The sequence below is a fragment of the Aerophototrophica crusticola genome (genome assembly GCF_012913305.1).
Taxonomy (GTDB): Bacteria; Pseudomonadota; Alphaproteobacteria; order Azospirillales; family Azospirillaceae; genus Niveispirillum; species Niveispirillum crusticola.
In genome coordinates this window covers 2,445,891-2,467,379 of record NZ_CP051775.1, presented here as the reverse complement: position 1 = coordinate 2,467,379, position 21,489 = coordinate 2,445,891, and the positions used below count along the sequence as shown (strand labels likewise).

The following is a 21,489-nucleotide window of genomic DNA, read 5'->3' as shown; positions in this document are numbered from 1 at the left end:
TACGGCGCTCCGCGCCTAATCCGACCTACGGTTCCTGACGGCACGGAAAGGATGTGAGAGCTTGTTCACCATCGTCGACCGGCGCCTGAACCCGAAGGGCAAGAGCCTAGCCAACCGGCAGCGTTTCCTGCGGCGGGCCAAGGAACAAGTCATGCGCGCCGTGCGGGACGCCTCCGGACGCCGCAAGATCCGCGACATCGAGGTGGGGGGTGACATCGTCATCTCCCCCGACGGCATCCGTGAGCCCACGCTGCACCGCTCCTCCAGCGGCGGCATCCGCGACATCGTCGTGCCCGGCAACAAGGAGTTCATGACCGGCGACCGCATCGCCCGGCCGCCCCAGGGCGGCGGGGGCGGGCGCGGCAACGAGGGGTCGGACGACGGGGGCGGGGAGGACGAGTTCCGCTTCGTCCTGTCCCGGGACGAGTTCATCGACCTGTTCCTGGAGGATTTGGAACTCCCCGACCTGGCCAAGCGCAAGCTGAAGGTCACGGAAAGCGTGTCCTGGCACCGGGCCGGCTATTCGGTCAGCGGGTCGCCGGCCAACCTGAACCTGGTGCGCACCATGCGCAACAGCCTGGCCCGGCGCATCGCCCTGAACCGCCCCACGGGGGACGAGATCAAGGCCCTGCGGCAGGAGATCGAGGACCTTGAGCGTTCCGGCCAGGACCGGGCCCGGTTGGAAGAGGCGCGGGAGGAGCTTGCCCTGCTGCTGCGCCGGACCCAGCGCATCCCCTACATCGACCCGGTGGACGTGCGCTACAACCGGTTCGAGGCGGTGCCCCGGCCCACGGCCCAGGCGGTGATGTTCTGCCTGATGGACGTGTCCGGTTCCATGACCGAGCACATGAAGGACCTGGCAAAAAGGTTCTACATGCTGCTCTACCTGTTCCTCTCCCGCCGCTACAAGCATGTGGAGGTGGTCTTCATCCGCCACACCCACCGGGCGCAGGAGGTGGACGAGGAGACCTTCTTCTACAGCCCGGAGACGGGCGGCACCGTCGTCTCCACCGCGCTGGAGGAGATGCAGCGGGTGGTGGAGGAGCGGTTCCCCGTGGATGAGTGGAACATCTACGCCGCCCAGGCCAGCGACGGCGACAACGCCCTGTCCGACAACGCCAAGACGGCCAGCCTGCTGGGCGACGTGATCCTGCCCATGTGCCAGTACTATGCCTATATCGAGGTGGGCCAGGACGGCATGCCCGCGGGCATCGGCTATGGCGGCGGCAGCCGCGAGTCCGACCTGTGGCGCACCTATAAGAACATCCAGGGGCCGGACCAGCCGCTGGCCATGAAGCGGGTCACCCACCGGCGGGACATCTACCCCGTCTTCCGCGAGCTGTTTTCCCGTGAGGGCGCCGCCCAGGGGGTCGACGCATGACGCTGCTCTTGGACGCCCCGTCGGGGCCGCTCTACACCGGCGCCGACTGGGATTACGACAAGGTCCGCAAGGTCTATGACGCCATCGAGCAGGTGGGCGTCAAGGAAATGGGCCTGGACATCTACACCAACCAGATCGAGGTCATCACCTCGGAACAGATGCTGGACGCCTATTCCAGCATCGGCATGCCGCTGCTGTACAAGCACTGGTCCTTCGGCAAGCACTTCGCCCGGGACGAGGTGCTGTACCGCAAGGGCCTGCGCGGCCTCGCCTATGAGATCGTGATCAACAGCAACCCCTGCATCAGCTACATCATGGAAGAGAACACCATGACGATGCAGGCGCTGGTCATCGCCCACGCCGCCTTCGGCCACAACCACTTCTTCAAGAACAATTACCTGTTCCGGCAGTGGACGGACGCGGACGGCATCCTGGACTACCTGTCCTTCGCCAAGGAATACATCTCCAAGTGCGAGGAGCGCTACGGCCTGGCGCTGGTGGAACGGGTGCTGGATGCCGCCCATGCCCTGATGAACCACGGCGTCCACCGCTATCCCCGCCGCCGCGGCCTGGATTTGCGTCTGGAGCAGCAGCGGTCGCGGGAGCGGCAGGAGCATGCGGAGCGCACCTTCAACGACCTCTGGCGCACCGTGCCCAGCAAGGCCGGCGGGCCCAGCCCCCTGTCCGACCGGGACCGGCGGCGGGCGCTGCTGGAACTGCCGGAGGAAAATGTCCTCTATTTCCTGGAGAAGAAGGCGCCGCGGCTGCAGGGCTGGCAGCGGGAGATCCTGCGCATCGTCCGCCACGTGGCCCAGTATTTCTACCCGCAGCGCCAGACCAAGGTGATGAACGAGGGCTGCGCCACCTATTGCCACTACCGCATCCTGCACACCCTGCATGAGCGGGGGCAGTTGACGGACGGGGCTTGGCTGGAGGCGCTGCACAGCCACACCAACGTGGTCTTCCAGCCGGAGTTCGACGACCCGCGCTATGGCGGCATGAACCCCTATGCGCTGGGTTTCGCCATGATGCAGGACATCGAACGCATCGCCACCAACCCCACGGCGGAGGACCGGGAATGGTTCCCCGACCTGGCCGGTAGCGGCGACGGCATGGTGGCGCTGAAGGATGCCTGGGCCAACTACCGGGATGAGAGCTTCATCCTGCAGTACCTCTCCCCGGCCATGATCCGCAAGTTCCGCCTGTTCCACGTCAAGGACGACCACCGGGAGCCGGAGCTGCGCGTCCAGGCCATCCATGACGAGCGCGGCTACCGCGAGGTCCGCCAGGCCCTGGCCCGCCAGTACGACATCGCCTGGGCTGAGGCCGACATCCAGATCGTGGACGTGGACCTGACCGGCGACCGCCGCCTGCTGATGGAACATCGGGTCATGAACCAGGTGGTGCTGGAGGAGGAGGAGACCCGCGCCGTCATCCAGCACCTGGCCGATCTGTGGGGCTATGAGGTGGTGCTGGAGGAGGTCGACGCCGCCAGCGGCGCCCGGCTGAAGAAGCACACGGTGGGGCCGAGGACGGTGCTGGGAGGGACGTTCGGGTAGGAAGTGCCCTGCCAAGCACCGGAGTCATCCCGGGCTTGACCCGGGACCCTTGGGAAAGCCGTCGTGCCAATGGCGCGGCAGCAGGCCTGCGGAGAGTTAGCCAGGTTTTTCGGTGATCTGCATCGACCGATCCCGAGGGCCCCGGCTCTCCGCTGCGCTACGGCCGGGGTGACATCCAGCGACTTGCATCACCCCCGCCCATGCGGCCGGTCCAGATCCAGCACTGGGCCCAGCGGGACGACGCCCGTGGGGTTGATCATGGTGTGGCTCTGGTAGTAGTGGCCCTTGATGTGCTGGAAGTTGACGGTCTCCCGCACCCCTGGCCACTGGTACAGCTCCCGCAGGTAGCCCGACAGGGCCGGGTAATCGGCGATGCGGCGCAGGTTGCACTTGAAGTGGCCGTGGTAGACGGCGTCGAAGCGGACCAGGGTGGTGAACAGGCGCCAGTCGGCTTCGGTTACTTGGTCGCCCACCAGGTAACGTTGGCCGGACAGCCGTTCCTCCAGCCAGTCCAGCGTCTCGAACAGGGGCCGCACCCCCTCCTCATAGGCGTCCTGGGTGGTGGCGAAGCCGGCCTTGTAGACACCGTTGTTGACGGTGTCGTAGACGCGGGCGTTCACCGCGTCGATCTCCGCCCTCAGGGCCTCCGGGTAATAGTCGCCTGATGTGGCGCCGATGCCGTCGAAGGCGCTGTTGAACATCCGGATGATGTCGGCGGACTCGTTGCTGACGATGCTGCCCGCTTGCTTTTCCCACAGCACCGGCACGGTCACCCGGCCGGTATGGTCCGGCTTGGCCGCCGTGTAGACCTGGTGCAGGAAGCGGGCATGGTTGATGGGGTCGGGCACCACGCCGGGGCCGTCATCGAAGGTCCAGCCCTGGTCGGCCATCAGCCAATGGACGACGGAGACGCCGACCATCCCCTCCAACCCCTTCAGCCGGCGGAAGATCAGGGTCCGGTGCGCCCAGGGGCAGGCGAGGGAGACGTACAGGTGGTAGCGCCCGGCCTCCGCCTTGAAGCCCCCGCTACCGGTCGGGCCGGGGCTGCCGTCGGCGGTCACCCAGTTGCGGAAGGCGCTGTCCATCCGCTTGAAGCGGCCGCCCGTGGACTTGGTGTCATACCACTGGTCCTGCCAGCGGCCCTCGACGAGCAATCCCATCGCATCCTCCTGCCTATCGTCCCAGTCCAACAGGAAGATGCGTCGCCCATGCCAACCATCATAGAGGAGAAGGTCGGGATGGTTTGTCCCACTGGGTAGGTCAATCCCGCGCCGGGACCCGCTTTTCCGACTGCCAGATGGACCAGGTCAGGCCGGCGCCCGCGCCGACGGTCCACTTCTCCCGGAACAGGGGGCTGTCCTCGTTCGCGGCGCCGCCATGGTAGCTGATCTGGGTGCCGGCGAAGAGGCGGACGTTCTCGGTGACCATGGTGCTGATGCCGATGTTGGCCCGGGTCCCCATGTAGCCTTCGTCGGCCTTATAGGCGGCGCGGCCCGGGCGGGCGAACCGGGGCTCCACCTCATAGAAATACTCGTTCACCCCGTCGAAGCCCCAGACCGGCCCGGCGGAGAGATACAGGCCCAGGCCCGTGCCCAGGATGTCCCGCTGCTGCACCGTCAGCTTCGGGTTCACGGCGATGCCCTGGTAGCCGATGTCGTCGAAGTCGAGGGAGATGACCGCCCGCGCCTCCAGCGACAGGACGGCCTGGAAGTCCGACTTGCGCGGGGTCAGGCGGAAGCTGACGGCCGGCCCGGCCTCCGCCAGCAGGTCCAGGTCCGGCATGCCCTCGCGGGCCTTGTTGTCCTTGCTGTCGCTGTCGAAGGAGCCGCTGAAGCCCAGGCTGAACTCGATCCGGTCGGTGATGTCCGTCTCCGCCCGGACGCCGCCGCCGTCGCCGATCTTGAACACGTCGCCGCGGTAGATGACATAGGGCAGCGGCAGGACGCGGGTCTGGCTCTGCCCGGCGGCGGGATAGTCCGGCAGCCGCGCCCCGCCCAGGAAGAATCCCACCTCCCACAAGGGTTTGGTGTCGCCGCCCGGCTGGCTGGACAGGACCAGCGAGGATTGGGCCTGCGCCGCGGGGGCGGCGAGCAGGGTGGCGAGCAGGGCAACGGTGGGGGCGAGCGGGGCGAGACGGCGCATGGGGCGGGGGACCGGGCTGTTGCGGGCCCGATCCCTCTACCGGATTACCCAAGGGCGCGCCAGGGGGTGGGACAGCTTACCGCTTGCCCTTGGCCAGGAAGGCCTGGAAGGCGGCCATGGCCTCCGGCGAGCGCAGGCATTGGGCGAAGACAGCCCCTTCCTTGCGCATGGTGGCGAGGATTTCCGCCTCGTCCGCCTTCATCAGGGCCTTGGACTGGCGCAAGGCGTTGCGCGGCTTGGCCGCCAGGGCCCGGGCCGTGCCCAGGGCGGTGTCCCGCAGGCTGCCCGCGTCGGCGGCCAGGGCGGTGACCAGCCCGGCCTCGAAGGCTTCCTCCGCCCCCAGCGGCTCGCCCAGTAGCAGCATGCGGGCGGCGCGGCGGGTGCCGAGGACCCGCGGCATCAGGATGGAGCTGGCCGCCTCCGGCACCAGGCCCAGATCGATGAAGGGCACGTGGAACCTGGCGTCGCGGGTCGCGTAGACGAAGTCGCAATGCAGCAGCATGGTGGTGCCCACGCCCACCGCCTGGCCCTCCACCGCCACGACCAGCGGCACCTTGGTGGTCGCGATGGCGAACAGGAAGCGGAACACTGCCGAATCGTCCCCCGTCGGCGGGTTGGCGACGAAGTCCATGATGTCGTTGCCGCCGGTGAAGAACCCGCCGCTGCCCTGGAACAGCAGGGCGCCGACACCGTCATCCTCCGCCGTGGACACGGCCTTGGCCATGGCCTCGTACATGGCGACGGTCAGCGCGTTGCGCTTGTCCGGCCGGTTCAGCGTGACGGTGCGGACCCCGTCCTGGTCCTGGACGAGGATATGCTCGGCGGTCATCTCGGTCCCTCCCTGGGTTTGTTCAGGGCAGGACGCCTGAAGCCGGGGAAACCGTCAAGCCCGGAAGCGCACGACCGTGCGGAAACTGGCGGCCCTACACAATGTCGAGGAAGCTGTTCCCGATGACGCCGGCCCCGAAGGCGACGACCACTTGGCCCATGACGGACGTGGTCCTGCCATAGACGTCGTAGAAGCGGGCAGAAGGTTTGCGGTTGGAGACGTTCAGTCGTCGCAGGACGATGGCGGCATAAACCACGGCGCCACCCATGACGATGTTGGAGACACCAAAGGCAACGTCGAAAAGCTGTTCGGGAGTCATCGCAGTCACAATCCCCGATCCGTGGATGGACCCGGACGAACAGGCCGCTCTGGAAAGGGTTTCTGTGGCTCCTTGTCCCTTCGCCGTCAGTTCTGCCCCGCCCTGCCTCACTTCTATGGCCTATGGGGGGCGTCCGGCCGATGTGCGGAGTGGTCCCTAGGCGGATCGGCTTGTGTACGGTCGTATGCAATGGGTGGGCTGCAGGACTCGGGCCCAGGTGTTTATCCCCTTGGTCCTGGCGCTGGCCGCCGGGCCGGGGAGGGGGCTTGGGGCCCCCTCCCACGGCGATCAGGGCTTCGGCTGGCGCTGGTGGCCCTGGCCGGCGTGGCCGGGGTTCAGGGGCTGGTCAGCCAAGTCATTGGCCTGGTTGTGGGCGCCTTCCCCGCGGGGCGGCTTCTGCTGCTCCTGGGCCTTCAACTGGTTCTTCAAGGTGTGGTCCTTCTTGGACATGGCCTTTGCCTCCTGTCGCGGGATGGTGCCCTTGCCAACCGGCCCGGCGGGCCACCCGTTCCCGGCAACGAAGCCGCATTTCCGCTGTTGTCCCCGGCATCCCGACCCATCAAGGAAGGACGACCGGCATGGCCGACCAGGACAAGCAGAAGCCCAAGGACACCCCCAAGCAGAACGACGCCGCCGAGGGCCCGGTGGGCGACGACGCCCTGACCAAGCAGTCGGAGGAGCAGTTCTCGGACGGCGGCAAAGTCGACCGCTCCAAGACCCCCGGCCGCGACTTCGACGTCTGACCGGAAGGCCCCGACATGTTGGAAAGCCCCGCCGCCGGCGTCACGCAGGCCTTGGACGCCCTCATCATCGGTGGCGGCCCGGCGGGGCTGACAGCCGCCATCTACCTGGCCCGCTACCGCCGGAAGTTCATGGTGGTGGATGCGGGGAACGCCCGGTGCGCCTGGATCCCCACCAGCCACAACCACCCTGGCTTCCCCGACGGCATCAACGGGGTGGAACTGCTCCAACGCATGCGCGCCCAGGCGGAACGCTATGGCGCCGTGGTGCAGCGGGGCCGGGTCACCACGCTGGAGCGGGACGGGGACGGGTTCCTGGCGCGAGAGGCGGACGGCGACGTCTGGCGCGCCCGCTACGTGTTGCTTGCCACCGGGGTGGTGGACCGGGAACCGGGGCTGCCCGACCATTATGACAGCGTACGCAATGGCTTGGTGCGCTATTGCCCCATCTGCGACGGGTACGAGGTCTGCGGCAGCCGGGTCGCCGTGATCGGCCATGGCGACCATGGCGTGCGGGAAGCCCGCTTCATCCATGACTATGCCAAGGACCTGACCCTGGTCACCCTCGGCCAGCCCCTGACCGACGAGCAGCGCGGCTGCCTGTCGGAGGCCGGCATCGCCTGGGAGGAGCGGCCCATCGAGCGGGTGGCCGTTAAGGAAGGGAAGTTCGAGGCCTTCCACCTGGCCGGTGGCGGCTGCCTGGACTTCGACAGCGTCTATTCCGCCCTGGGCAGCGACCCCCGCAACGAACTGGCCCGCCCCCTGGGCGCCGACCTGGCCGAGGATGGACGCCTGAAGGTGGACGGCCACAACCAGACCAGCATCGACGGCCTTTACGCCGCCGGTGACCTGGTCCCCGGCCTGAACCAGATCAGCATCGCCCAGGCCCATGGCGCCATCATCGCCACCGCCATCCACAACCGGCTGCGGGGGGGCTGACGGCCGCGGCCCGCGGTATCATCGGCCGCCGTGCTTTCGCCACCTTCGCCGGGCAGGCTTGCAGGCTGCGAGGATGTGTGAACAAAGGGACCGGACCCGCCATGACCGCGTCGCGCTTGCGTGCTGCCCCCGCCTTTGGCAAACAAGCGCTCCTGTCCCTCTCATCATGTTGGCGGTCCATGATCCGGCGCGCACTCCCCCTGTTGGCTTCCCTGGCCCTTGCCGCCTGCGCGGCGCAGAAGGCGCCGGATGCGCCCCCGCCGGCCCCGGCGGCCCCGCCCGAGCCCACCAGCATCAGCCTGACCCAGCAGGAGCGCGACGCCATCGCCGCCGCCCTGAAGGACATGGGTGCCAAGCCGGTGGACACGCCCGTGGCCTGGGCCACCCCGGCCGCCTCCGGCTCGGTCAAGGTGCTGCGGGACGGCTTCGACATCCAGAACCGGCCCTGCCGCGAGTTCCACTCGCTGGTCGTGCAGGGCAAGCTGTACCAGCACAGCACGGCTTTCCTGTGCCGCCAGCCCGACGGCGCATGGGAGGTGGTGCAGGCGCGGGAGTACCCGACCTACAGGCACGACAAGTCTGTCCCGGGCAGCCGGCCGACGCCGGTATCGGCCGCGCCGGCATCCTGACCGTCGGCCCCCGGCCGGGCCGGGAGGGTTGAGCATGCGCCGCATCCTGTTGGCCGCCACCATCCTGGCCCTCGGCGGCGTGGCCGCCTGGTGGGCCCTGTCCCCGCGGGAAGTGGCCCCGCCGCCCGTGCCGGAACTGGCCGCCCCGCCGCCGCCGGCCCCTTGCCTGCCATGGTCCCGGCAGAGGTGCCGGGCGGGGCGGGCGCCGTGCTGCCCGTGGCGGCGCCCGATTCCCGCAGCATCGGGGAGGACGGGTTGAAGGCGGCGCAAGGCTTGGCGGAGAAGGCGGGCAGCACGGCGCTGCTCGTCTGGCACCGCGGCGCCCTGCAGCTGGAATGGTATGCCCCGCAGGTCCGTCCCTTCGACCGCCTGCCCGGCGGCGGGCTGGAAGACGCCTTGATGGTCATGCTGACGGGGCAGGCGCTGAAGACCGGGCTGCTGCCCTCCATCGACACGTCCGTCGCCACCTGGCTGCCGGAATGGAAGGACGGGCCCCGCGCGCGGGTGACGGTCCGCCATCTGTTGGAAGGCAGCAGCGGCCTGGACGCCCCGGCCGAACCGCCCGGACCCGACGCCGCCGCCTGGACCCTGTCCGCCCCGCTGGCGGCGGAGCCGGGGACCCGCTTCCAACCCTCCGCCTTCGAGACCCAGGTTCTGGGCCTGGTCCTGTCCCGCGCGGCGGGCAAGCCGCTGCCGGCCTATCTGGGGGAGGGCCTGTGGCAACCCCTGGGCGCGCGGCCGGCGACCCTGATGGCCGACGGCAAGGGGACCGGCGCCTATGTCCATTGCTGTGTGGAGGCGGCGGCGCGGGACTGGCTGCGGTTGGGCCTGCTGGTGCTTGACCGGGGCGAGGCGGGCGGCGCCGGCCTGATCCCGGTGCATTGGCTGGACGAGATGCTGCGCCCCGTGCCGTTCAGCCGGCATGATGGCTGGCGGGTGCGGTTCGGCTGGCCCTTCGAGCGGCAGGGCACGGTCCAGGCGAAGGAAGCCTTCGCCGACGGGGATACGGTGTTCTGGCAGGGGCGGGAAGGGGCGCGGCTGACCGTTTCCCGCGGGCAGGAGCTGGTGGTGCTGCGGCTGGGGCCGCCGGTCGCCGATTGGGACGAGTCGCGGCTGGCCAATTTGCTGTCCAGGGCCGTCACGACCCCGCCGCCGGACAACCGCAAGATCATGTCGCGTGGCAGCAGTACGGAACTGCCGCCCATCACCAAGCCCCCACCGGTGCCGAAGGTCGAGACGGTGCCCTTGGACCCGCTGCCGGCCAACCAGTGAACGCTGGTCAGGCGGGGACCGGCTCCGCGGTGGATGTGGCGCGCAGGGCCTCGGCGATGCGGGCCGCTGTTTCCACCAGGGGCGCCAGATAGCTGCCCACCACCTCCTTCGGTGTCAGGGCGGAGGCGATGTAGCGCATGGACAGGATGCCGACCAGGCCGTCGCTGCCGCGGTCGGCCGCCTGGATGGGAACGGCCACGGTGGCCTCCCGCTCCGGCGTGCGGTGGTGGATGGCGTAGCCCTGGGTCCGGATGATGTCCAACTCCCGCTCCAGGTCCGGCCGGTTGCGCGGGGCGTCGGCCTTGGGCAGGGAACGTTGCAGCACGTCGAGCAGGGCGGCCCGCTGGACCGGGGTGCTGAGCGCCAGGTACAGCCGCCCGCACGCACTGTGCGCCATGGGAAGCTGGCTGCCCGCGCTGTAGCGCTCCAGTGCCAGGGGGCTCTGCCGGTCCGTCGTCTCCCGCACCAGCATGGTCAGCCCCGCCGGGGTCACCAGCGATACGGGATAGAGCACCCGGCGGCCCAGGGCCTCCAATGCCGGCTTAGCCATCTCCCGGATCCAGGACTGGTCGCCGAACCCGTCGGACAGGGACCGTACCCGGATGGTCACCCGATAGCGTTCGTCGGAGGCGTCACGGACCGCAAAGCCCCCCTCGCACAGCGTTTCCAGGATGCGGTGGGCGGTGGTGCGGGGCAGCCGCACGGCAGCGGCCACGTCGGTCACGCTGGCCCCGTCGCGGCCGTTCAACACGGCAAGGCATTCCAGCCCTCGCAGCAGGGCACGGATGGGCCTGAAGGTGCCGCGGGGCGCGTCGGCGCGGGCACGGCCAGCGGTACGGGGAAACTCGGCGCGCGCATCCATGACGGCGCTTCTCCATAATTCACCTATGGATACTGCGCCATCCGCCGGCCGCCGTCCAGCGGCGTTACACAACCAAGAGTCAGAATCTTCTGACGGAAGCACCGGGCCCACGCCCCGGACGCCGGTGCACCCGCCCTGTGGTTTCAGCCGTATGGCTACTTCGTCTTAAAAGCCTTGAGCTGCTTGTTGAAGTCGCTCGCCAACTTCTCCATGCGCTCGGATGCCTCGTTGTAGCGCTTGGTCGTCTCACCGCTCATGCGGCCGCGGCTCTCGCCTTCCAGGCAGGCGAGGAATTCCTGCGTCTCGGTCACATAGGCCTTGATGGCCTGCTGCGCGGCCACCATGTCCGCTTCCGCCGCCGACTTGCCATCCGGCACGGCGGGCGGGTCCTTCAGGGTGCATTCCGCGAGCGCGCTGCCGGAATAGCCGAGTCCCAGGGCCAGCACGGCCAACGCGGTGAGCTTCTTCATCGCCAGTCGCCTTTCCTGTCCAACCCAATCCATCGACGTCGCAGCAATCCCCGCGCGGGCATCCGGGACGGGCTGCCCGGCTGTCCGGTGTGGCCAGGTGGCATGCAGGTGTCTTCTTGCGAAGACTGATCCGGATGCGCCAACCATGGCTACTATTTCGCTACGTCTCGGGCTATACCTATGCGAAAGTGTGGGTAGGCGGCAAGCGACATCACACGACTCCACTGGCGAACCCGCCGTCAAGCAGAAGCGGGACGCCGGACAGGCGCGTGTGGCGCGGCGCGGGCCGGGCGATAAAGGGACAAGTCCCGGCAGGCCGGGGCAGGGCGGGCGGTGGGCACCAGGCGCCGGACCCGCGACCGCCCCGCTTGCCATGGGGAAGGACAGGAGAGGTTTGAGACGATGACCTATGCCAAGCCGATGGCCCGGCTGTCGCGCAGCACGGGCGAGGCGGAAGGTTTTCTCGGGCAGTTCAGCCGCTGGACCATCAGCCGCAAGATCGCGTTCGCCATCGCGGTCCCCATCATCCTGGGACTGGGCGCGGTCATCGCGCTCAGCGCCAATGCCATGCGCGGCGCCATGCTGGACCTCTCCACCCGCTCTGAGCAGCAGGTGACGGAGATGATGGCCGCCCAGATGTCGGCGGCCGTGCGCTTCAAGCAGCAGGCTGCGGTCCAGGACAGCTATGCCGACCTGGCCAAGAAGGACGGCAGCACCCTGGCCAACCTGAAGGTGGTCGACAAGGAAGGGGAGGTGCTGGACGAGTATGCCTCCGCCACCGTCCCCACCTATGACACGAAGGCCGACAAGCTGACGGAAGTGGTGGCCGAGCTGAGGGTCGTGGACAAGGACAGCCACCTGGTGGTCCAGGTGCCGGTGCGCGCCGGTGCCAACCGTGACCAGGTGGGCACCCTGACCGTGGTGTGGAGCCGGGCCGCCCTGCAGTCTACCATCACGGCCACCGTGCTGAAGAACTCGGTGGTGGCGCTGCTGGTGCTGGGCGCGCTGATCGGCCTTCTGGTGGTGCTGCTGCACAAGATCGTCGGCTCCCCGCTGAAGACCTTGCAAACGGCCATGTCCAGCCTGGCCGGCGGTGACCTGACGGTCCAGGTGACAGGGACCGAGCGCGGCGACGAGATCGGCGCCATGGCGCAGTCCGTCCAGGTCTTCAAGGACAACGCCCTCGAGGTGGAGAAGCTGAAGAAGCAGCAGGAGGAGGCGGAGCGTCTGTCCGCGCAAGAGAAGAAGCAGGCCATGCACCAGCTGGCCAGCGACTTCGAATCCTCCGTCAAGGGCGTCGTGGCGGAGCTGAGCGGCGCCTCCGGCCGGGTACAGTCCACGGCGGAGGGCCTGTCCGCCAGCGCGGAGGAGAGCCGGGCCCAGACCAGCGCCGTGGCCGCCGCCACCCAGCAGGCCAGCGCCAACGTTCAGTCCGTGGCCAGCGCCACGGAGGAACTCGCCGGCTCCCTGGCGGAGATCAGCAACCAGGTCAACACGTCGGCCCGCATCGCCCGCGACGCGGCCAAGACGGCGGAGAAGACCAACGACACCGTGCAGTCCCTGGCCCAGCGGGCGCAGAGCATCGGCGACGTGGTCAAGCTGATCAGCGACATCGCCAGCCAGACCAACCTGCTGGCCCTGAACGCCACCATCGAGGCGGCACGGGCAGGTGAGGCGGGCAAGGGCTTTGCTGTCGTGGCCAGCGAGGTGAAGAGCCTCGCCAACCAGACCGCCAAGGCGACGGAGGAGATCTCCGCCCAGATCTCCACCATGCAGGACGCCACGAAGGAGGCGGTGGACGCCATCGTCGCCATCAGCCGCACCATCGCCGAGATCAACGGCATCTCCGAGATGGTGGCCGGCGCGGTGGAGGAGCAGGACGCGGCGACGAAGGAGATCGCCCGCAACGTGCAGCAGGCCTCCATGGGCACCATGGAAGTCACCCGCAACATCGAGTCGCTGGAACAGGTGGCCCACCAGACCGGCGAATCGGCCACGGACATGCTGACCGCCGCCCGCAACCTGGGCAGGCAGTCGGATGAGCTGTCCCGGCAGGTGGAGAAGTTCCTGGCCCAGGTCCGCACGGCCTGACGCCACGACCGTTACGGAAGCGGTTGCCTTCCGGCGACCCCCGTGCCACCCCGGCACGGGGGTCGTTCGTTTTCCGGAGTCAAGAAGGGGACTGTCCCATGAACCGTCGCGTCGCCATGCTCGCGGCCCTGGCCCTGCTGTCGGTCCCGGCGCTCGCCCAGCCGGTGCCACCGGTTGCGCGGGGCGAGGCGTTGCTGCGGGCGGAGGCTGCGGCGCTGGTGGCCGACCCGGTGGTGCTGGAAGCCCTGCGCCGGGCCAACCGTGAGCGGGAGGGGCTGACGCAAGGCGCCATCCAGGCCCTGGACCAGCGCTGGCGGGAGGAGGCCAAGGGCGGCCCGGCCCCGTTCATCCGGCTGCACCTGGACAGCCCCGCCTCGGACCGGCTTCGGCAGCGGCGGGAAGCCAGCGCCGGCCGTATCGCCAACCTGTTCGTCTATGACCGGCTGGGCCTGAACGTGGCCCAGACCTGGGTGTCCCACGATTACTGGCAGGGCGACGAGGACCAGTACCGCCTGACCGTGCCCAAAGGCCCCGGCGCCCTGCAGATGGGGCCGGAGGAGCAGGACGACGTGGTCAACCGCCCGGTCATCGCCGGCAGCATGACCCTCACCGACCCCGCCGACGGCGCGGTGCTGGGGGCGGTCACGGTGGTGTTCGATCTGGCGGGGTTGCGTAGGTCGGATTAGGTGCGGCACGCACCGTAATCCGACGGCACCAAGCCCGGGCTGTCGGATTACGCTTCGCTAATCCGACCTACGGCTCACGGCTCCTTGCCGCCGTTGGCGGCGGACCAGGCCTCCGGCGCGTGCAGGAACTTCTCCACCTCGTCCAGGGTGCGGCTGTCCAGGCCGCCGTCGGCGCGGGCCACGCGCAGCACGTCCCACCAGGTGGCCAGCGCGTGCAGCTTCACGCCCATGCCGTCCATGGTCTCCTTGGACTTGGGGTAGATGCCATAGTGGAAGACCACCCAGGCATGCTCCACCACCGCGCCCGCTTGGCGCAGGGCGTTGACGAAGTTGACCTTGCTGCCGCCGTCGGTGGTCAAATCCTCCACCAGCAGCACCCGCTGCCCCTCCGTCAGGTGTCCCTCGATCTGGGCGTTGCGGCCGAAGCCCTTGGGCTTCTTGCGGATGTACTGCATGGGCAGGTCCAGCGCGTCCGCGATCCAGGCGGCATAGCTGATGCCCGCCGTCTCACCCCCGGCCACGGCGTCGAACGCCTCGAAGCCCGCGTCGCGATAGAGCTGGTCGCGCGCCGCCTCGATCAGGAACCGCCGCGCCCGGGGGAAGCTGATCAGCTTGCGGCAGTCGATGTAGACGGGGCTGGCCCGGCCGGACGTCAGGATGAAGGGCTGGGCGGCGTTGAAGTGCACCGCCTTCGTCTCCAGCAGGATGCGGGCGGTCTGGGTGGCGGCGGTCTCGGCGTCGATCATGGCGGTCCTGGCACGTAGGTCGGATTAGCGGCTTCGCCGCGTAATCCGACAGCAATCGGTCGGGGGTCTGGTGGGGCCGTCGGATTACGCTACGCTAATCCGACCTACTTGGCAGGGTCTACCCTTCAACCACCCGCCAGTCCAGCCGCTCGCCGGAGCGGAAGGGCAGGACGGCGTCCTTGCCGTCAATGTCCAGCACGTCGGGCACCACCATGCCGCTGCGCTCCAGGGTGATGCGGTCCTCGTTGGGGGGCAGGCCGTGGAAGCGGGGGCCGTTCAGGCTGGCGAAGGCCTCGAGATTGTCCAGGGCCCCTTCCTCATCGAAGACCTGGGCGTACAACTCCACGGCCGTGGCGGCGGTGAAGATGCCGGCGCAGCCACAGGCCGTCTCCTTGGCACCGATGGGGTGGGGGGCGCTGTCGGTGCCGAAGAAGAACCAGGGCTCCCCCGACGTGGCGGCCTGGCGCAGGGCGATGCGGTGCTTCTCCCGCTTGGCGATGGGCAGGCAGTAGAGGTGCGGGCGGATGCCGCCGGCGAAGATGCTGGACCGGTTGATCATCAGATGGTGGGCGGTGATGGTGGCCGCCAACCGCCCTGACGGCCCATGCTCCCGCACCACGGCCACGCCCTCTTCGGTCGTCAGGTGCTCCAGCGTCACCTTCAGGGCGGGGAAGCGGGACAGCAGCACGGGCAGCACCCGCTCGATGAACACCGCCTCCCGGTCGAAGATGTCCACGGCGGGGTCCGTCACCTCCCCATGGATCAGCAGGGGCATGCCGATCCGCTCCATCCGCTCCAGCACCGGGAACACGTTCTCCAGCGAGGAGACGCCGTGGGCGGAGTTGGTGGTGGCGTGCTGGGGATAGATCTTCACCGCCCGCAGCACGCCCGCCTTGAAGCCGCGCTCGATGTCGTCCGGGTCGGTGCCGTCGGTCATGTAGGCGGTCATCAGCGGCTGGAAGCGGCTGCCCGGGGGCAGGGCCGCCAGGATCTCTTCCCGGTACGCCTCCGCCCGTGCCGTGGTGGCCACCGGCGGCACCAGGTTCGGCATGATGATGGCCCGGCCCAACTGCCGCGCGCTGAAGGGCAGCACCGCCCGCAGCATGGCGCCGGTGCGGATGTGCAGGTGCCAGTCGTCGGGTCGGCGGATGGTCAGGCGCTGGGGCTGGTCGGCGGTCTGGACGGTCATGGGGCGGGCATCCTGGCAGGGCGGTCGCCCCTTCCTTAGGCCCGTTGCCGCTGCCGCTCAAGGGCAAGCGGGACGCAGGGGTTCCACGGCTGTTGTGCCCAGTCTCGCTTCAGCAACCGGGGACAGGGTGATGGCATCCGCGGAATTGGACGGGCCAAAGGCCAAGCAGTTGGCGGTGCATCACCTGCTGTGCGAGGAATACCGCTGCCCCATCGCCTATTTCCACCGGACCGACCCGCTGAGCGAGTTAATCTCCGCCCTGCTGTCCCACCGCACCCGCAACGCGGATTCGGGCCGGGCCTACAAGGCGTTGAAGGCCCGCTACCCGGACTGGGCCGCCGTGCGCGACGCACCGGTGGAGGACATCCAGGCCACCATCGCGGGCGTCACCTGGCCGGAGCAGAAGGCGCCCCGCATCAAGGCCGTGCTGCAGGCCGTGGAACGGCTGGCCGGCACCCTGTCCCTAGACCATCTGGAACACATGGACGTGCCGGAGGCCCGGGCCTGGCTGGAGCAGATCCCCGGCATCGGGCCGAAGACCAGCGCCGCCGTCCTGAGCTTCAGCACCCTGCGCCGGGCGGCGCTGCCGGTGGACAGCCACCACCACCGGGTGGCGGTACGGCTGGGACTGATCCCCGCCCGCATGTCCGTCGGCCCCTCCCACAAGGCCCTGGCCGCCCTGCTGCCGCCGGAATGGGATGCCCAGCAGGTCTATGACAACCACGAGGTCATGATGCTGCATGGCCAGCGTTGCTGCTTCTTCCGCAACCCGGCCTGCCATCGTTGCGTCGTCCGCGGGATGTGCCCCACCGGCCAGGCGCGCCTGCATGGGCGCCCGGTGGACCCGGCGGAGGCGATCCCGGCCAGTGCCGCGTGGGAGGATGGCGACCCTATTCCGCCGCTTGCCGGGGCAGGGGCCTGACCTCCCGGTCCAGGCGGTCGCCGATGGTCTCACGGGCGACTTCCAGGTCGTAGTTGGTTTGGAGGTTGATCCAGGACTGGGCGTCGGTGCCGAAGAAGCGGCCCAGGCGCAGTGCCGTGTCGGCCGTGATCCCCCGCCGCCCCTCGATGATGGCGGTGATCCGGTTCACCGGTACGCCGATGTCCTTCGCCAGCCAATAGGCGCTGATGCCGTTAGGCTTTAGGAAGTCCTCCAGGAGGATTTCGCCGGGGTGAACGGGTGGGTAGTCCGCTGCCATCGGCTCAACCGCGGTGATAGTCGACGATCTCGACATCCTCGGCCCCATGGTCCGTCCAGGTGAAACAGATGCGCCGCGCTCGCCAATCGTAACCATGTTGGCGAAGTCCGCGCCAGCGGGTACACAGGCGAACCATCCACACCCTCGCCGCCCGTGAGTTTCCCCATGGCCCTGATCTCCCCCCGCACGCCCCCCGGCACCATGGAGCTGCTGCCGCGGCGGCAGGTGGCGTTCCAGCGGATGCTGGATACCATCCGCCGCACCTATGAGCGGTTCGGCTTCCTGCCCGTCGAGACGCCGGTGTTCGAGGTGGCGGACGTGCTGCTGTCCAAGTCCGGCGGGGAGACGGAGAAGCAGGTCTATTTCGTGCAGAGCACGGGCGGGATCGAGCAGGGCCACAAGCCGGACCTGGCCCTGCGCTTCGATTTGACGGTGCCGCTGGCCCGCTACGTGGCGGAGCATGAGCGGGACCTGGCCTTCCCCTTCCGCCGCTACCAGATCCAGCGCGTCTACCGCGGGGAACGGGCGCAGAAGGGCCGCTACCGGGAATTCTACCAGTGCGACATCGACGTGATCGGCAAGGACAGCCTGCCGGTGGCGTATGACGCGGAGATGCCGGCGGTGATCCACAGCGTCTTCACGGCGCTGGACGTGGGTCCCTTCACCATCAACTTCAACAACCGAAAGATCCTGCTGGGCCTGTTCGAGGCGCTGGGGATCAGCGAGCCGGAGCGCCGCGTGCTGGTGCTGCGCCAAGTGGACAAGCTGGACAAGCTGAGCCGGGAGCAGGTGTTGGAGCTGCTGGCGGGGGAGGGGATCGGGCTGGCACCCGACGTGGCGTCCCAGGTGCTGGACATGATCGGCTTCGCCGGGTCGGCGGACGCCACGCTCGCCCACCTGGACGGCCTCGCCCTCGACAACGACACATTCCGCCAGGGCGTGGCGGAGCTGCGGGAGGTGGTCACGGCACTGCAGGCCTTCGGTGTGCCGGAGACCCACTGGCGGGTGAACCTGTCCATCGCCCGCGGCCTCGACTACTACACCGGCACGGTCTACGAGACCTTCCTGACCAACCACCCCGGCCTCGGCTCCGTCTGCTCCGGCGGGCGGTATGAGAATCTGGCCGGGCTCTACACCAAGTCCAAGCTGCCGGGCGTGGGCATCTCCATCGGCTTCACCCGCCTGTTCTACGCCCTGGAACAGGCCGGCATCGTCCAGGACGGGCCCAGCACGGTGCAGGTGCTGGTGACCCAGTTCGACCCGTCCCTGATGGCCGACTACCTTGCCATCGGGGCGGAGCTGCGGGCCGCGGGGTGAACACGGAGATCCAGCTGGAACCCGCCAAGCCCAAGAAGCAGTTCGCCTATGCCGACAAGGCCGGCATCCGCTACGCCGTCATCATGGGCCCGGACGAGAAGGCCCGCGGCGAGGTGACGGTGAAGGACATGGTCAGCGGGGAGCAGCACGCGGTCGCTCGCGCCGCCCTGGCCGGCTGGTTCGCCGGGAAATAACGGCCGCGGCTCCCACCCCGCATGCCGCCTAGATCGGTCGAGGTCGCGGATTAGGTCGAACGGCGGCCACCGCGTCCCCTCCGCCAGAGGGGGAAGGACAGGGAAAGGGGTTAGGGCGTTTCCGGAAAGGGGAACCTGCGGAGAGAGTCCTGCTGTCCTGGCCGCACCACCCCTCACCCTGTCCCTCTCCCCCTGTGAGAGGGGACGGAACGGTGCCGTTTGACTTGGTGCGGGACCGGGAAGTCCTGCCGGAAACCTGGCGCGGTTCCCACCCCCGGCGTCCGCGGGGTGAGATTGTTCCGCGCCTCAGTCCTGGAACGGGTCCTTCATCAGGATGGTATCGTCCCGTTCCGGGCTGGTGGACAGCAGGGTGACCGGGGCCTCGATCAGCTCCTCGATCCGGCGGATGTACTTGATGGCCGTGGCGGGCAGGTCGGCCCAGGAACGGGCGCCGCGGGTGCTCTCCGACCAGCCCTCGAAGGTCTCATAGACCGGTTCCACGGCGGCCTGGGCCGTCTGGCCGGCGGGCAGGTGCTGGATCACCTGGCCGTCCAGCTTGTAGCCGGTGCAGACCTTCAACTCCTCGAACCCGTCCAGCACGTCCAGCTTGGTCAGGGCGATGCCGGTGATGCCGCCGGTCTTGATGGCCTGGCGCACCATGACCGCGTCGAACCAGCCGCAGCGGCGCTTGCGGCCGGTGACGGTGCCGAACTCCCGCCCCCGCTCGCCGATCTTCTCCCCCACCGCGTCCAGCAGCTCGGTGGGGAAGGGGCCGGAGCCCACGCGCGTGGTGTAGGCCTTGGTGATGCCCAGCACATAACCCACCGCCCCCGGCCCCATGCCGGACCCCGCGGCGGCGTTGCCGGCCACGGTGTTGGAGCTGGTGACAAACGGGTAGGTGCCGTGGTCCACGTCCAGCATGGCGCCCTGCGCGCCCTCGAACAGGATGCGCTTGCCCTGGCGCTTCGCCTCGTCCAGCCGGTGCCAGACGACGCCGGCATAGGGCAGGATCTTCGGCGCCACGTCCTTCAACTGGGCCAGCAGCTCGGCCCCGTCCAGCTCCGCGGCGCCCAGGCCGCGCAGCAGGGCGTTGTGGTGGAACAGCAGCTGCTCCACCTTGTCGGCCAGCACAGCTTCATCCGCCAGGTCGCACAGGCGGATGGCGCGGCGGGCTACCTTGTCCTCATAAGCCGGGCCGATGCCGCGGCCGGTCGTGCCGATCTTGTTGACGCCGCGCGCCTCTTCCCGCGCCTTGTCCACGGCACTGTGCAGCGGCAGGATCAGGGAGCAGTTCTCCGCCACCACGAGGGTTTCGGGCGTGATCTCCACGCCTTGGCCGCGCAGGGTCTCGATCTCCCGCAGCAGGGCCCAGGGGTCAACCACCACGCCGTTGCCGATGACCGACAGCTTGCCCGGCCGCACCACGCCGCTGGGCAGCAGGCTCAGCTTGTAGGTCACGCCGTTGATCACCAGCGTGTGGCCGGCATTGTGGCCACCCTGGAAGCGCACGACCACGTCGGCCCGGCTGGACAGCCAGTCGACGATCTTGCCCTTGCCCTCGTCGCCCCACTGGGACCCGACGACCGCCACGTTGGCCATGGTAGAACTCCTGCTCCTGGTTCTCGTAGGTCGGATTAGCGCCGCATGGCGCGTAATCCGACGTGCAAACAGCGGGTGTCGGATTACGGGCTGCGCCCTAATCCGACCTACGTCACGTCTAAACGGCTTCCGGCCCCTGGGCGCCGAGCACATGGCCGCAGCCCAGGCGGCGCGCCTCCTCGGCCAAATCGGCTACCGGTTCCAGCGCCGACACCGTCTGCCAGCCCTGCTCCCGCAGGTCATGGGCCCGCTTGTAGGGGGTGCCGGCGGGCAGCAGCAAGCGCAGGCCGGGGCCGGGCCCCGGGATGGCGCGCAGCACCGTGTCGGTATAGAGGGTGAAGCCCGTCGCGGGCTCCCCCGTTTCGGTCCGGTAACGGCCGCCGCGGCCCAGCTCCCCCCGCACGCCGCGGGCGAAGACGGTGAAGCTCAGGCCCGTCTGGTACTCGAAGCCGCGCTGCTCCACCGGGTCGATGGTGAGCGACAGGTGCGGGGCGGCAGCGGACAACAAGGCCACCACCTGGGCCAGGCGGGCGCGGTCCGGCTCCGCCTCTGTCGGCAGGGCGATGGCGGCCAGCCGCTCCACCGCCGCGGGGGCGGGGCCGCTGGCGGCCAGGATGGATTGAAGCAGGTCGCCGGCACCGCCCGCGGCGTCCCGCAGGGCCGCGGCGTCACGCTTGTCCAGGGCGGCGCGGACCTGGGCCATCTGCTCCGGCTCCAAGCCAAGGGCACGGCAGACGGCGGGGACGAGGGTGGGGACGGTCAGGTCGATGCTCACCCCCTCCGCCCCCACGGCATGCAGGGCGCTGGCGGCCAGCAGGATGACCTCCGCGTCGGCCTCTGCCACCAACGGCCCGATCAGCTCGATGCCAACCTGGCCGAACTGCCGCTCGGGGCGGAGGTGGCTGCCCTTCACCCGCAGGACCTGGCCGGCATAGGACAGGCGCAGGGGCGCGGCGCCTTGCGCAGGCGGGTGGCGGCGATGCGGGCCACCTGGGGCGTCATGTCGGACCGCACGCCCATCATGCGCTGGGTTACCGGGTCCATGACGCGGAAGGTCTGGTTGGCCAGGGCGGCGCCGGAACCGGACAGCAGGCTGGTCTCGAACTCCACCAGGGGCGGCTTCACCCGCTCATAGCCGTGGCGGTGGAACTCCTTCATCAGGCGGCCCACCACCTTGGCCTCATGCTCCGCGTCCGTCGGCAGCAGGTCGCGCAGGCCGTTGGGCAGGAGGGCCTTGGCCGCCAGGGCCTTGTCGGCGGTGTCGATCATGGGCCTTCGGAAGGTGAATGCGGGCCATCGGCGGGCCAGCCCCGCCACGGGTCGTTT

At 69.2% G+C, this 21,489-nt stretch carries 22 protein-coding genes and 1 pseudogene; 11 read left to right on the top strand and 12 right to left on the bottom strand.

The features are described from left to right. Positions 1-61: 61 nt before the first annotated feature. Both HHL28_RS12090 and HHL28_RS12085 read left to right on the top strand, forming a co-directional pair. Positions 62-1,381 carry a YeaH/YhbH family protein gene (locus HHL28_RS12090; protein ID WP_075769739.1) on the top strand — a complete coding sequence of 440 codons (1,320 nt, stop codon included), beginning with the start codon at positions 62-64 and terminating at the stop codon, positions 1,379-1,381. Then, positions 1,378-2,940 carry a SpoVR family protein gene (locus HHL28_RS12085; protein WP_075769740.1) on the top strand — a complete coding sequence of 521 codons (1,563 nt, stop codon included), beginning with the start codon at positions 1,378-1,380 and terminating at the stop codon, positions 2,938-2,940. The genes HHL28_RS12090 and HHL28_RS12085 overlap by 4 nt, the downstream gene beginning before the upstream one ends. Positions 2,941-3,128: 188 nt before the next feature. Here HHL28_RS12085 and HHL28_RS12080 read toward each other — a convergent pair whose 3' ends face one another. The 5 genes from HHL28_RS12080 to HHL28_RS12060 form a co-directional block, all read right to left on the bottom strand. Beyond that, positions 3,129-4,100 carry a glutathione S-transferase family protein gene (locus HHL28_RS12080; protein ID WP_075769741.1) on the bottom strand — a complete coding sequence of 324 codons (972 nt, stop codon included), beginning with the start codon at positions 4,098-4,100 and terminating at the stop codon, positions 3,129-3,131. Between the two features lie 100 nt (positions 4,101-4,200). Further along, positions 4,201-5,082: a MipA/OmpV family protein gene (locus HHL28_RS12075; RefSeq protein WP_075769742.1), complete on the bottom strand. Its 882-nt coding sequence runs from the start codon at positions 5,080-5,082 to the stop codon at positions 4,201-4,203. A 76-nt stretch (positions 5,083-5,158) separates the two neighbouring features. Continuing rightward, positions 5,159-5,911, bottom strand: a complete 753-nt coding sequence (locus HHL28_RS12070) for an enoyl-CoA hydratase-related protein (protein ID WP_075769743.1) — start codon at positions 5,909-5,911, stop codon at positions 5,159-5,161. Positions 5,912-6,005: 94 nt separating this feature from the next. After that, complete coding sequence (locus HHL28_RS12065; RefSeq protein ID WP_169655187.1) at positions 6,006-6,239, bottom strand: hypothetical protein; 234 nt, start codon at positions 6,237-6,239, stop codon at positions 6,006-6,008. 279 nt (positions 6,240-6,518) lie between these two features. Continuing rightward, on the bottom strand, positions 6,519-6,680 hold the full coding sequence (locus HHL28_RS12060) for a hypothetical protein (protein WP_169655185.1): 162 nt from the start codon (positions 6,678-6,680) through the stop codon (positions 6,519-6,521). 128 nt (positions 6,681-6,808) lie between these two features. Here HHL28_RS12060 and HHL28_RS12055 point away from each other — a divergent pair, with 128 nt between their 5' ends. The 4 genes from HHL28_RS12055 to HHL28_RS12040 all read left to right on the top strand — a co-directional run bounded on the left by HHL28_RS12055 (position 6,809) and on the right by HHL28_RS12040 (position 9,810). After that, positions 6,809-6,973, top strand: coding sequence for a hypothetical protein (locus tag HHL28_RS12055; RefSeq protein WP_169655183.1), 165 nt, complete (start codon positions 6,809-6,811; stop codon positions 6,971-6,973). A 15-nt stretch (positions 6,974-6,988) separates the two neighbouring features. Beyond that, a complete protein-coding gene (locus tag HHL28_RS12050) occupies positions 6,989-7,909 on the top strand; it encodes an NAD(P)/FAD-dependent oxidoreductase (RefSeq protein WP_075769745.1) in 921 nt (306 codons plus the stop codon). Between the two features lie 179 nt (positions 7,910-8,088). After that, entirely contained in the window at positions 8,089-8,538 is a 450-nt protein-coding gene (locus tag HHL28_RS12045) for a hypothetical protein (RefSeq protein WP_075769746.1), read from the top strand. Positions 8,539-8,709: 171 nt separating this feature from the next. Next, positions 8,710-9,810 carry a serine hydrolase domain-containing protein gene (locus HHL28_RS12040; RefSeq protein WP_404326921.1) on the top strand — a complete coding sequence of 367 codons (1,101 nt, stop codon included), beginning with the start codon at positions 8,710-8,712 and terminating at the stop codon, positions 9,808-9,810. Positions 9,811-9,817: 7 nt separating this feature from the next. Here the strand turns inward: HHL28_RS12040 and HHL28_RS12035 are convergent, their stop codons facing one another. Continuing rightward, positions 9,818-10,672: a helix-turn-helix domain-containing protein gene (locus HHL28_RS12035; RefSeq protein ID WP_075769748.1), complete on the bottom strand. Its 855-nt coding sequence runs from the start codon at positions 10,670-10,672 to the stop codon at positions 9,818-9,820. Positions 10,673-10,827: 155 nt separating this feature from the next. Beyond that, a complete protein-coding gene (locus tag HHL28_RS12030) occupies positions 10,828-11,142 on the bottom strand; it encodes a hypothetical protein (protein WP_075769749.1) in 315 nt (104 codons plus the stop codon). A 402-nt stretch (positions 11,143-11,544) separates the two neighbouring features. Between HHL28_RS12030 and HHL28_RS12025 the strand changes: the two genes are divergently transcribed. Together HHL28_RS12025 and HHL28_RS12020 are read left to right on the top strand one after the other, a co-directional pair. Beyond that, a complete protein-coding gene (locus tag HHL28_RS12025) occupies positions 11,545-13,233 on the top strand; it encodes a methyl-accepting chemotaxis protein (RefSeq protein WP_083698888.1) in 1,689 nt (562 codons plus the stop codon). A gap of 98 nt (positions 13,234-13,331) precedes the next feature. Further along, positions 13,332-13,919, top strand: a complete 588-nt coding sequence (locus HHL28_RS12020) for a hypothetical protein (protein ID WP_083698889.1) — start codon at positions 13,332-13,334, stop codon at positions 13,917-13,919. Positions 13,920-13,993: 74 nt separating this feature from the next. Here the strand turns inward: HHL28_RS12020 and HHL28_RS12015 are convergent, their stop codons facing one another. Together HHL28_RS12015 and pyrC are read right to left on the bottom strand one after the other, a co-directional pair. After that, entirely contained in the window at positions 13,994-14,665 is a 672-nt protein-coding gene (locus HHL28_RS12015; RefSeq protein WP_075769750.1) for an orotate phosphoribosyltransferase, read from the bottom strand. 118 nt (positions 14,666-14,783) lie between these two features. Beyond that, positions 14,784-15,854, bottom strand: coding sequence for a dihydroorotase (gene pyrC / locus HHL28_RS12010; RefSeq protein ID WP_075769751.1), 1,071 nt, complete (start codon positions 15,852-15,854; stop codon positions 14,784-14,786). A gap of 130 nt (positions 15,855-15,984) precedes the next feature. Between pyrC and HHL28_RS12005 the strand changes: the two genes are divergently transcribed. Then, the gene (locus tag HHL28_RS12005; protein ID WP_075769752.1) at positions 15,985-16,776 is read left to right on the top strand and encodes an endonuclease III domain-containing protein; all 792 of its coding nucleotides are present in this window, start codon (positions 15,985-15,987) and stop codon (positions 16,774-16,776) included. Here HHL28_RS12005 and HHL28_RS12000 read toward each other — a convergent pair. Then, positions 16,745-17,053: a HigA family addiction module antitoxin gene (locus HHL28_RS12000; RefSeq protein WP_075769753.1), complete on the bottom strand. Its 309-nt coding sequence runs from the start codon at positions 17,051-17,053 to the stop codon at positions 16,745-16,747. The genes HHL28_RS12005 and HHL28_RS12000 overlap by 32 nt on opposite strands. Before the next feature lie 165 nt (positions 17,054-17,218). Here HHL28_RS12000 and hisS point away from each other — a divergent pair, with 165 nt between their 5' ends. Both hisS and HHL28_RS18695 read left to right on the top strand, forming a co-directional pair. Beyond that, positions 17,219-18,370 (top strand): histidine--tRNA ligase, encoded by a 1,152-nt coding sequence (gene hisS, locus HHL28_RS11995; RefSeq protein WP_404325649.1) that lies wholly within the window; start codon positions 17,219-17,221, stop codon positions 18,368-18,370. After that, entirely contained in the window at positions 18,367-18,564 is a 198-nt protein-coding gene (locus tag HHL28_RS18695; RefSeq protein ID WP_404325647.1) for a His/Gly/Thr/Pro-type tRNA ligase C-terminal domain-containing protein, read from the top strand. Before hisS ends, HHL28_RS18695 begins: the two co-directional genes overlap by 4 nt. Positions 18,565-18,870: 306 nt before the next feature. On the opposite strand, the gene HHL28_RS11990 is transcribed toward HHL28_RS18695, so the two are convergent. Then, entirely contained in the window at positions 18,871-20,163 is a 1,293-nt protein-coding gene (locus tag HHL28_RS11990; RefSeq protein WP_075769755.1) for an adenylosuccinate synthase, read from the bottom strand. Positions 20,164-20,281: 118 nt separating this feature from the next. Further along, positions 20,282-21,432 (bottom strand): annotated as a pseudogene (locus HHL28_RS11985) (ATP phosphoribosyltransferase regulatory subunit). Positions 21,433-21,489 lie beyond the last annotated feature (57 nt).

Excerpts from the sequence above, each read along its gene's own strand:
- HHL28_RS12030 (WP_075769749.1), bottom strand. The coding sequence starts at position 11,142 with ATGAAGAAGCTCACCGCGTTGGCCGTGCTGGCCCTGGGACTCGGCTAT.
- HHL28_RS12085 (WP_075769740.1), top strand. The coding sequence starts at position 1,378 with ATGACGCTGCTCTTGGACGCCCCGTCGGGGCCGCTCTACACCGGCGCC.
- HHL28_RS12005 (WP_075769752.1), top strand. The coding sequence starts at position 15,985 with ATGGCATCCGCGGAATTGGACGGGCCAAAGGCCAAGCAGTTGGCGGTG.
- HHL28_RS12035 (WP_075769748.1), bottom strand. The coding sequence starts at position 10,672 with ATGGATGCGCGCGCCGAGTTTCCCCGTACCGCTGGCCGTGCCCGCGCC.
- HHL28_RS12015 (WP_075769750.1), bottom strand. The coding sequence starts at position 14,665 with ATGATCGACGCCGAGACCGCCGCCACCCAGACCGCCCGCATCCTGCTG.
- HHL28_RS12055 (WP_169655183.1), top strand. The coding sequence starts at position 6,809 with ATGGCCGACCAGGACAAGCAGAAGCCCAAGGACACCCCCAAGCAGAAC.
- HHL28_RS12050 (WP_075769745.1), top strand. The coding sequence starts at position 6,989 with ATGTTGGAAAGCCCCGCCGCCGGCGTCACGCAGGCCTTGGACGCCCTC.
- HHL28_RS12070 (WP_075769743.1), bottom strand. The coding sequence starts at position 5,911 with ATGACCGCCGAGCATATCCTCGTCCAGGACCAGGACGGGGTCCGCACC.
- HHL28_RS12040 (WP_404326921.1), top strand. The coding sequence starts at position 8,710 with ATGGTCCCGGCAGAGGTGCCGGGCGGGGCGGGCGCCGTGCTGCCCGTG.
- HHL28_RS12025 (WP_083698888.1), top strand. The coding sequence starts at position 11,545 with ATGACCTATGCCAAGCCGATGGCCCGGCTGTCGCGCAGCACGGGCGAG.
- HHL28_RS12080 (WP_075769741.1), bottom strand. The coding sequence starts at position 4,100 with ATGGGATTGCTCGTCGAGGGCCGCTGGCAGGACCAGTGGTATGACACC.
- HHL28_RS12075 (WP_075769742.1), bottom strand. The coding sequence starts at position 5,082 with ATGCGCCGTCTCGCCCCGCTCGCCCCCACCGTTGCCCTGCTCGCCACC.
- HHL28_RS12000 (WP_075769753.1), bottom strand. The coding sequence starts at position 17,053 with ATGGCAGCGGACTACCCACCCGTTCACCCCGGCGAAATCCTCCTGGAG.
- HHL28_RS12060 (WP_169655185.1), bottom strand. The coding sequence starts at position 6,680 with ATGTCCAAGAAGGACCACACCTTGAAGAACCAGTTGAAGGCCCAGGAG.
- pyrC (WP_075769751.1), bottom strand. The coding sequence starts at position 15,854 with ATGACCGTCCAGACCGCCGACCAGCCCCAGCGCCTGACCATCCGCCGA.
- HHL28_RS12020 (WP_083698889.1), top strand. The coding sequence starts at position 13,332 with ATGAACCGTCGCGTCGCCATGCTCGCGGCCCTGGCCCTGCTGTCGGTC.
- HHL28_RS12045 (WP_075769746.1), top strand. The coding sequence starts at position 8,089 with ATGATCCGGCGCGCACTCCCCCTGTTGGCTTCCCTGGCCCTTGCCGCC.
- hisS (WP_404325649.1), top strand. The coding sequence starts at position 17,219 with ATGGCCCTGATCTCCCCCCGCACGCCCCCCGGCACCATGGAGCTGCTG.
- HHL28_RS11990 (WP_075769755.1), bottom strand. The coding sequence starts at position 20,163 with ATGGCCAACGTGGCGGTCGTCGGGTCCCAGTGGGGCGACGAGGGCAAG.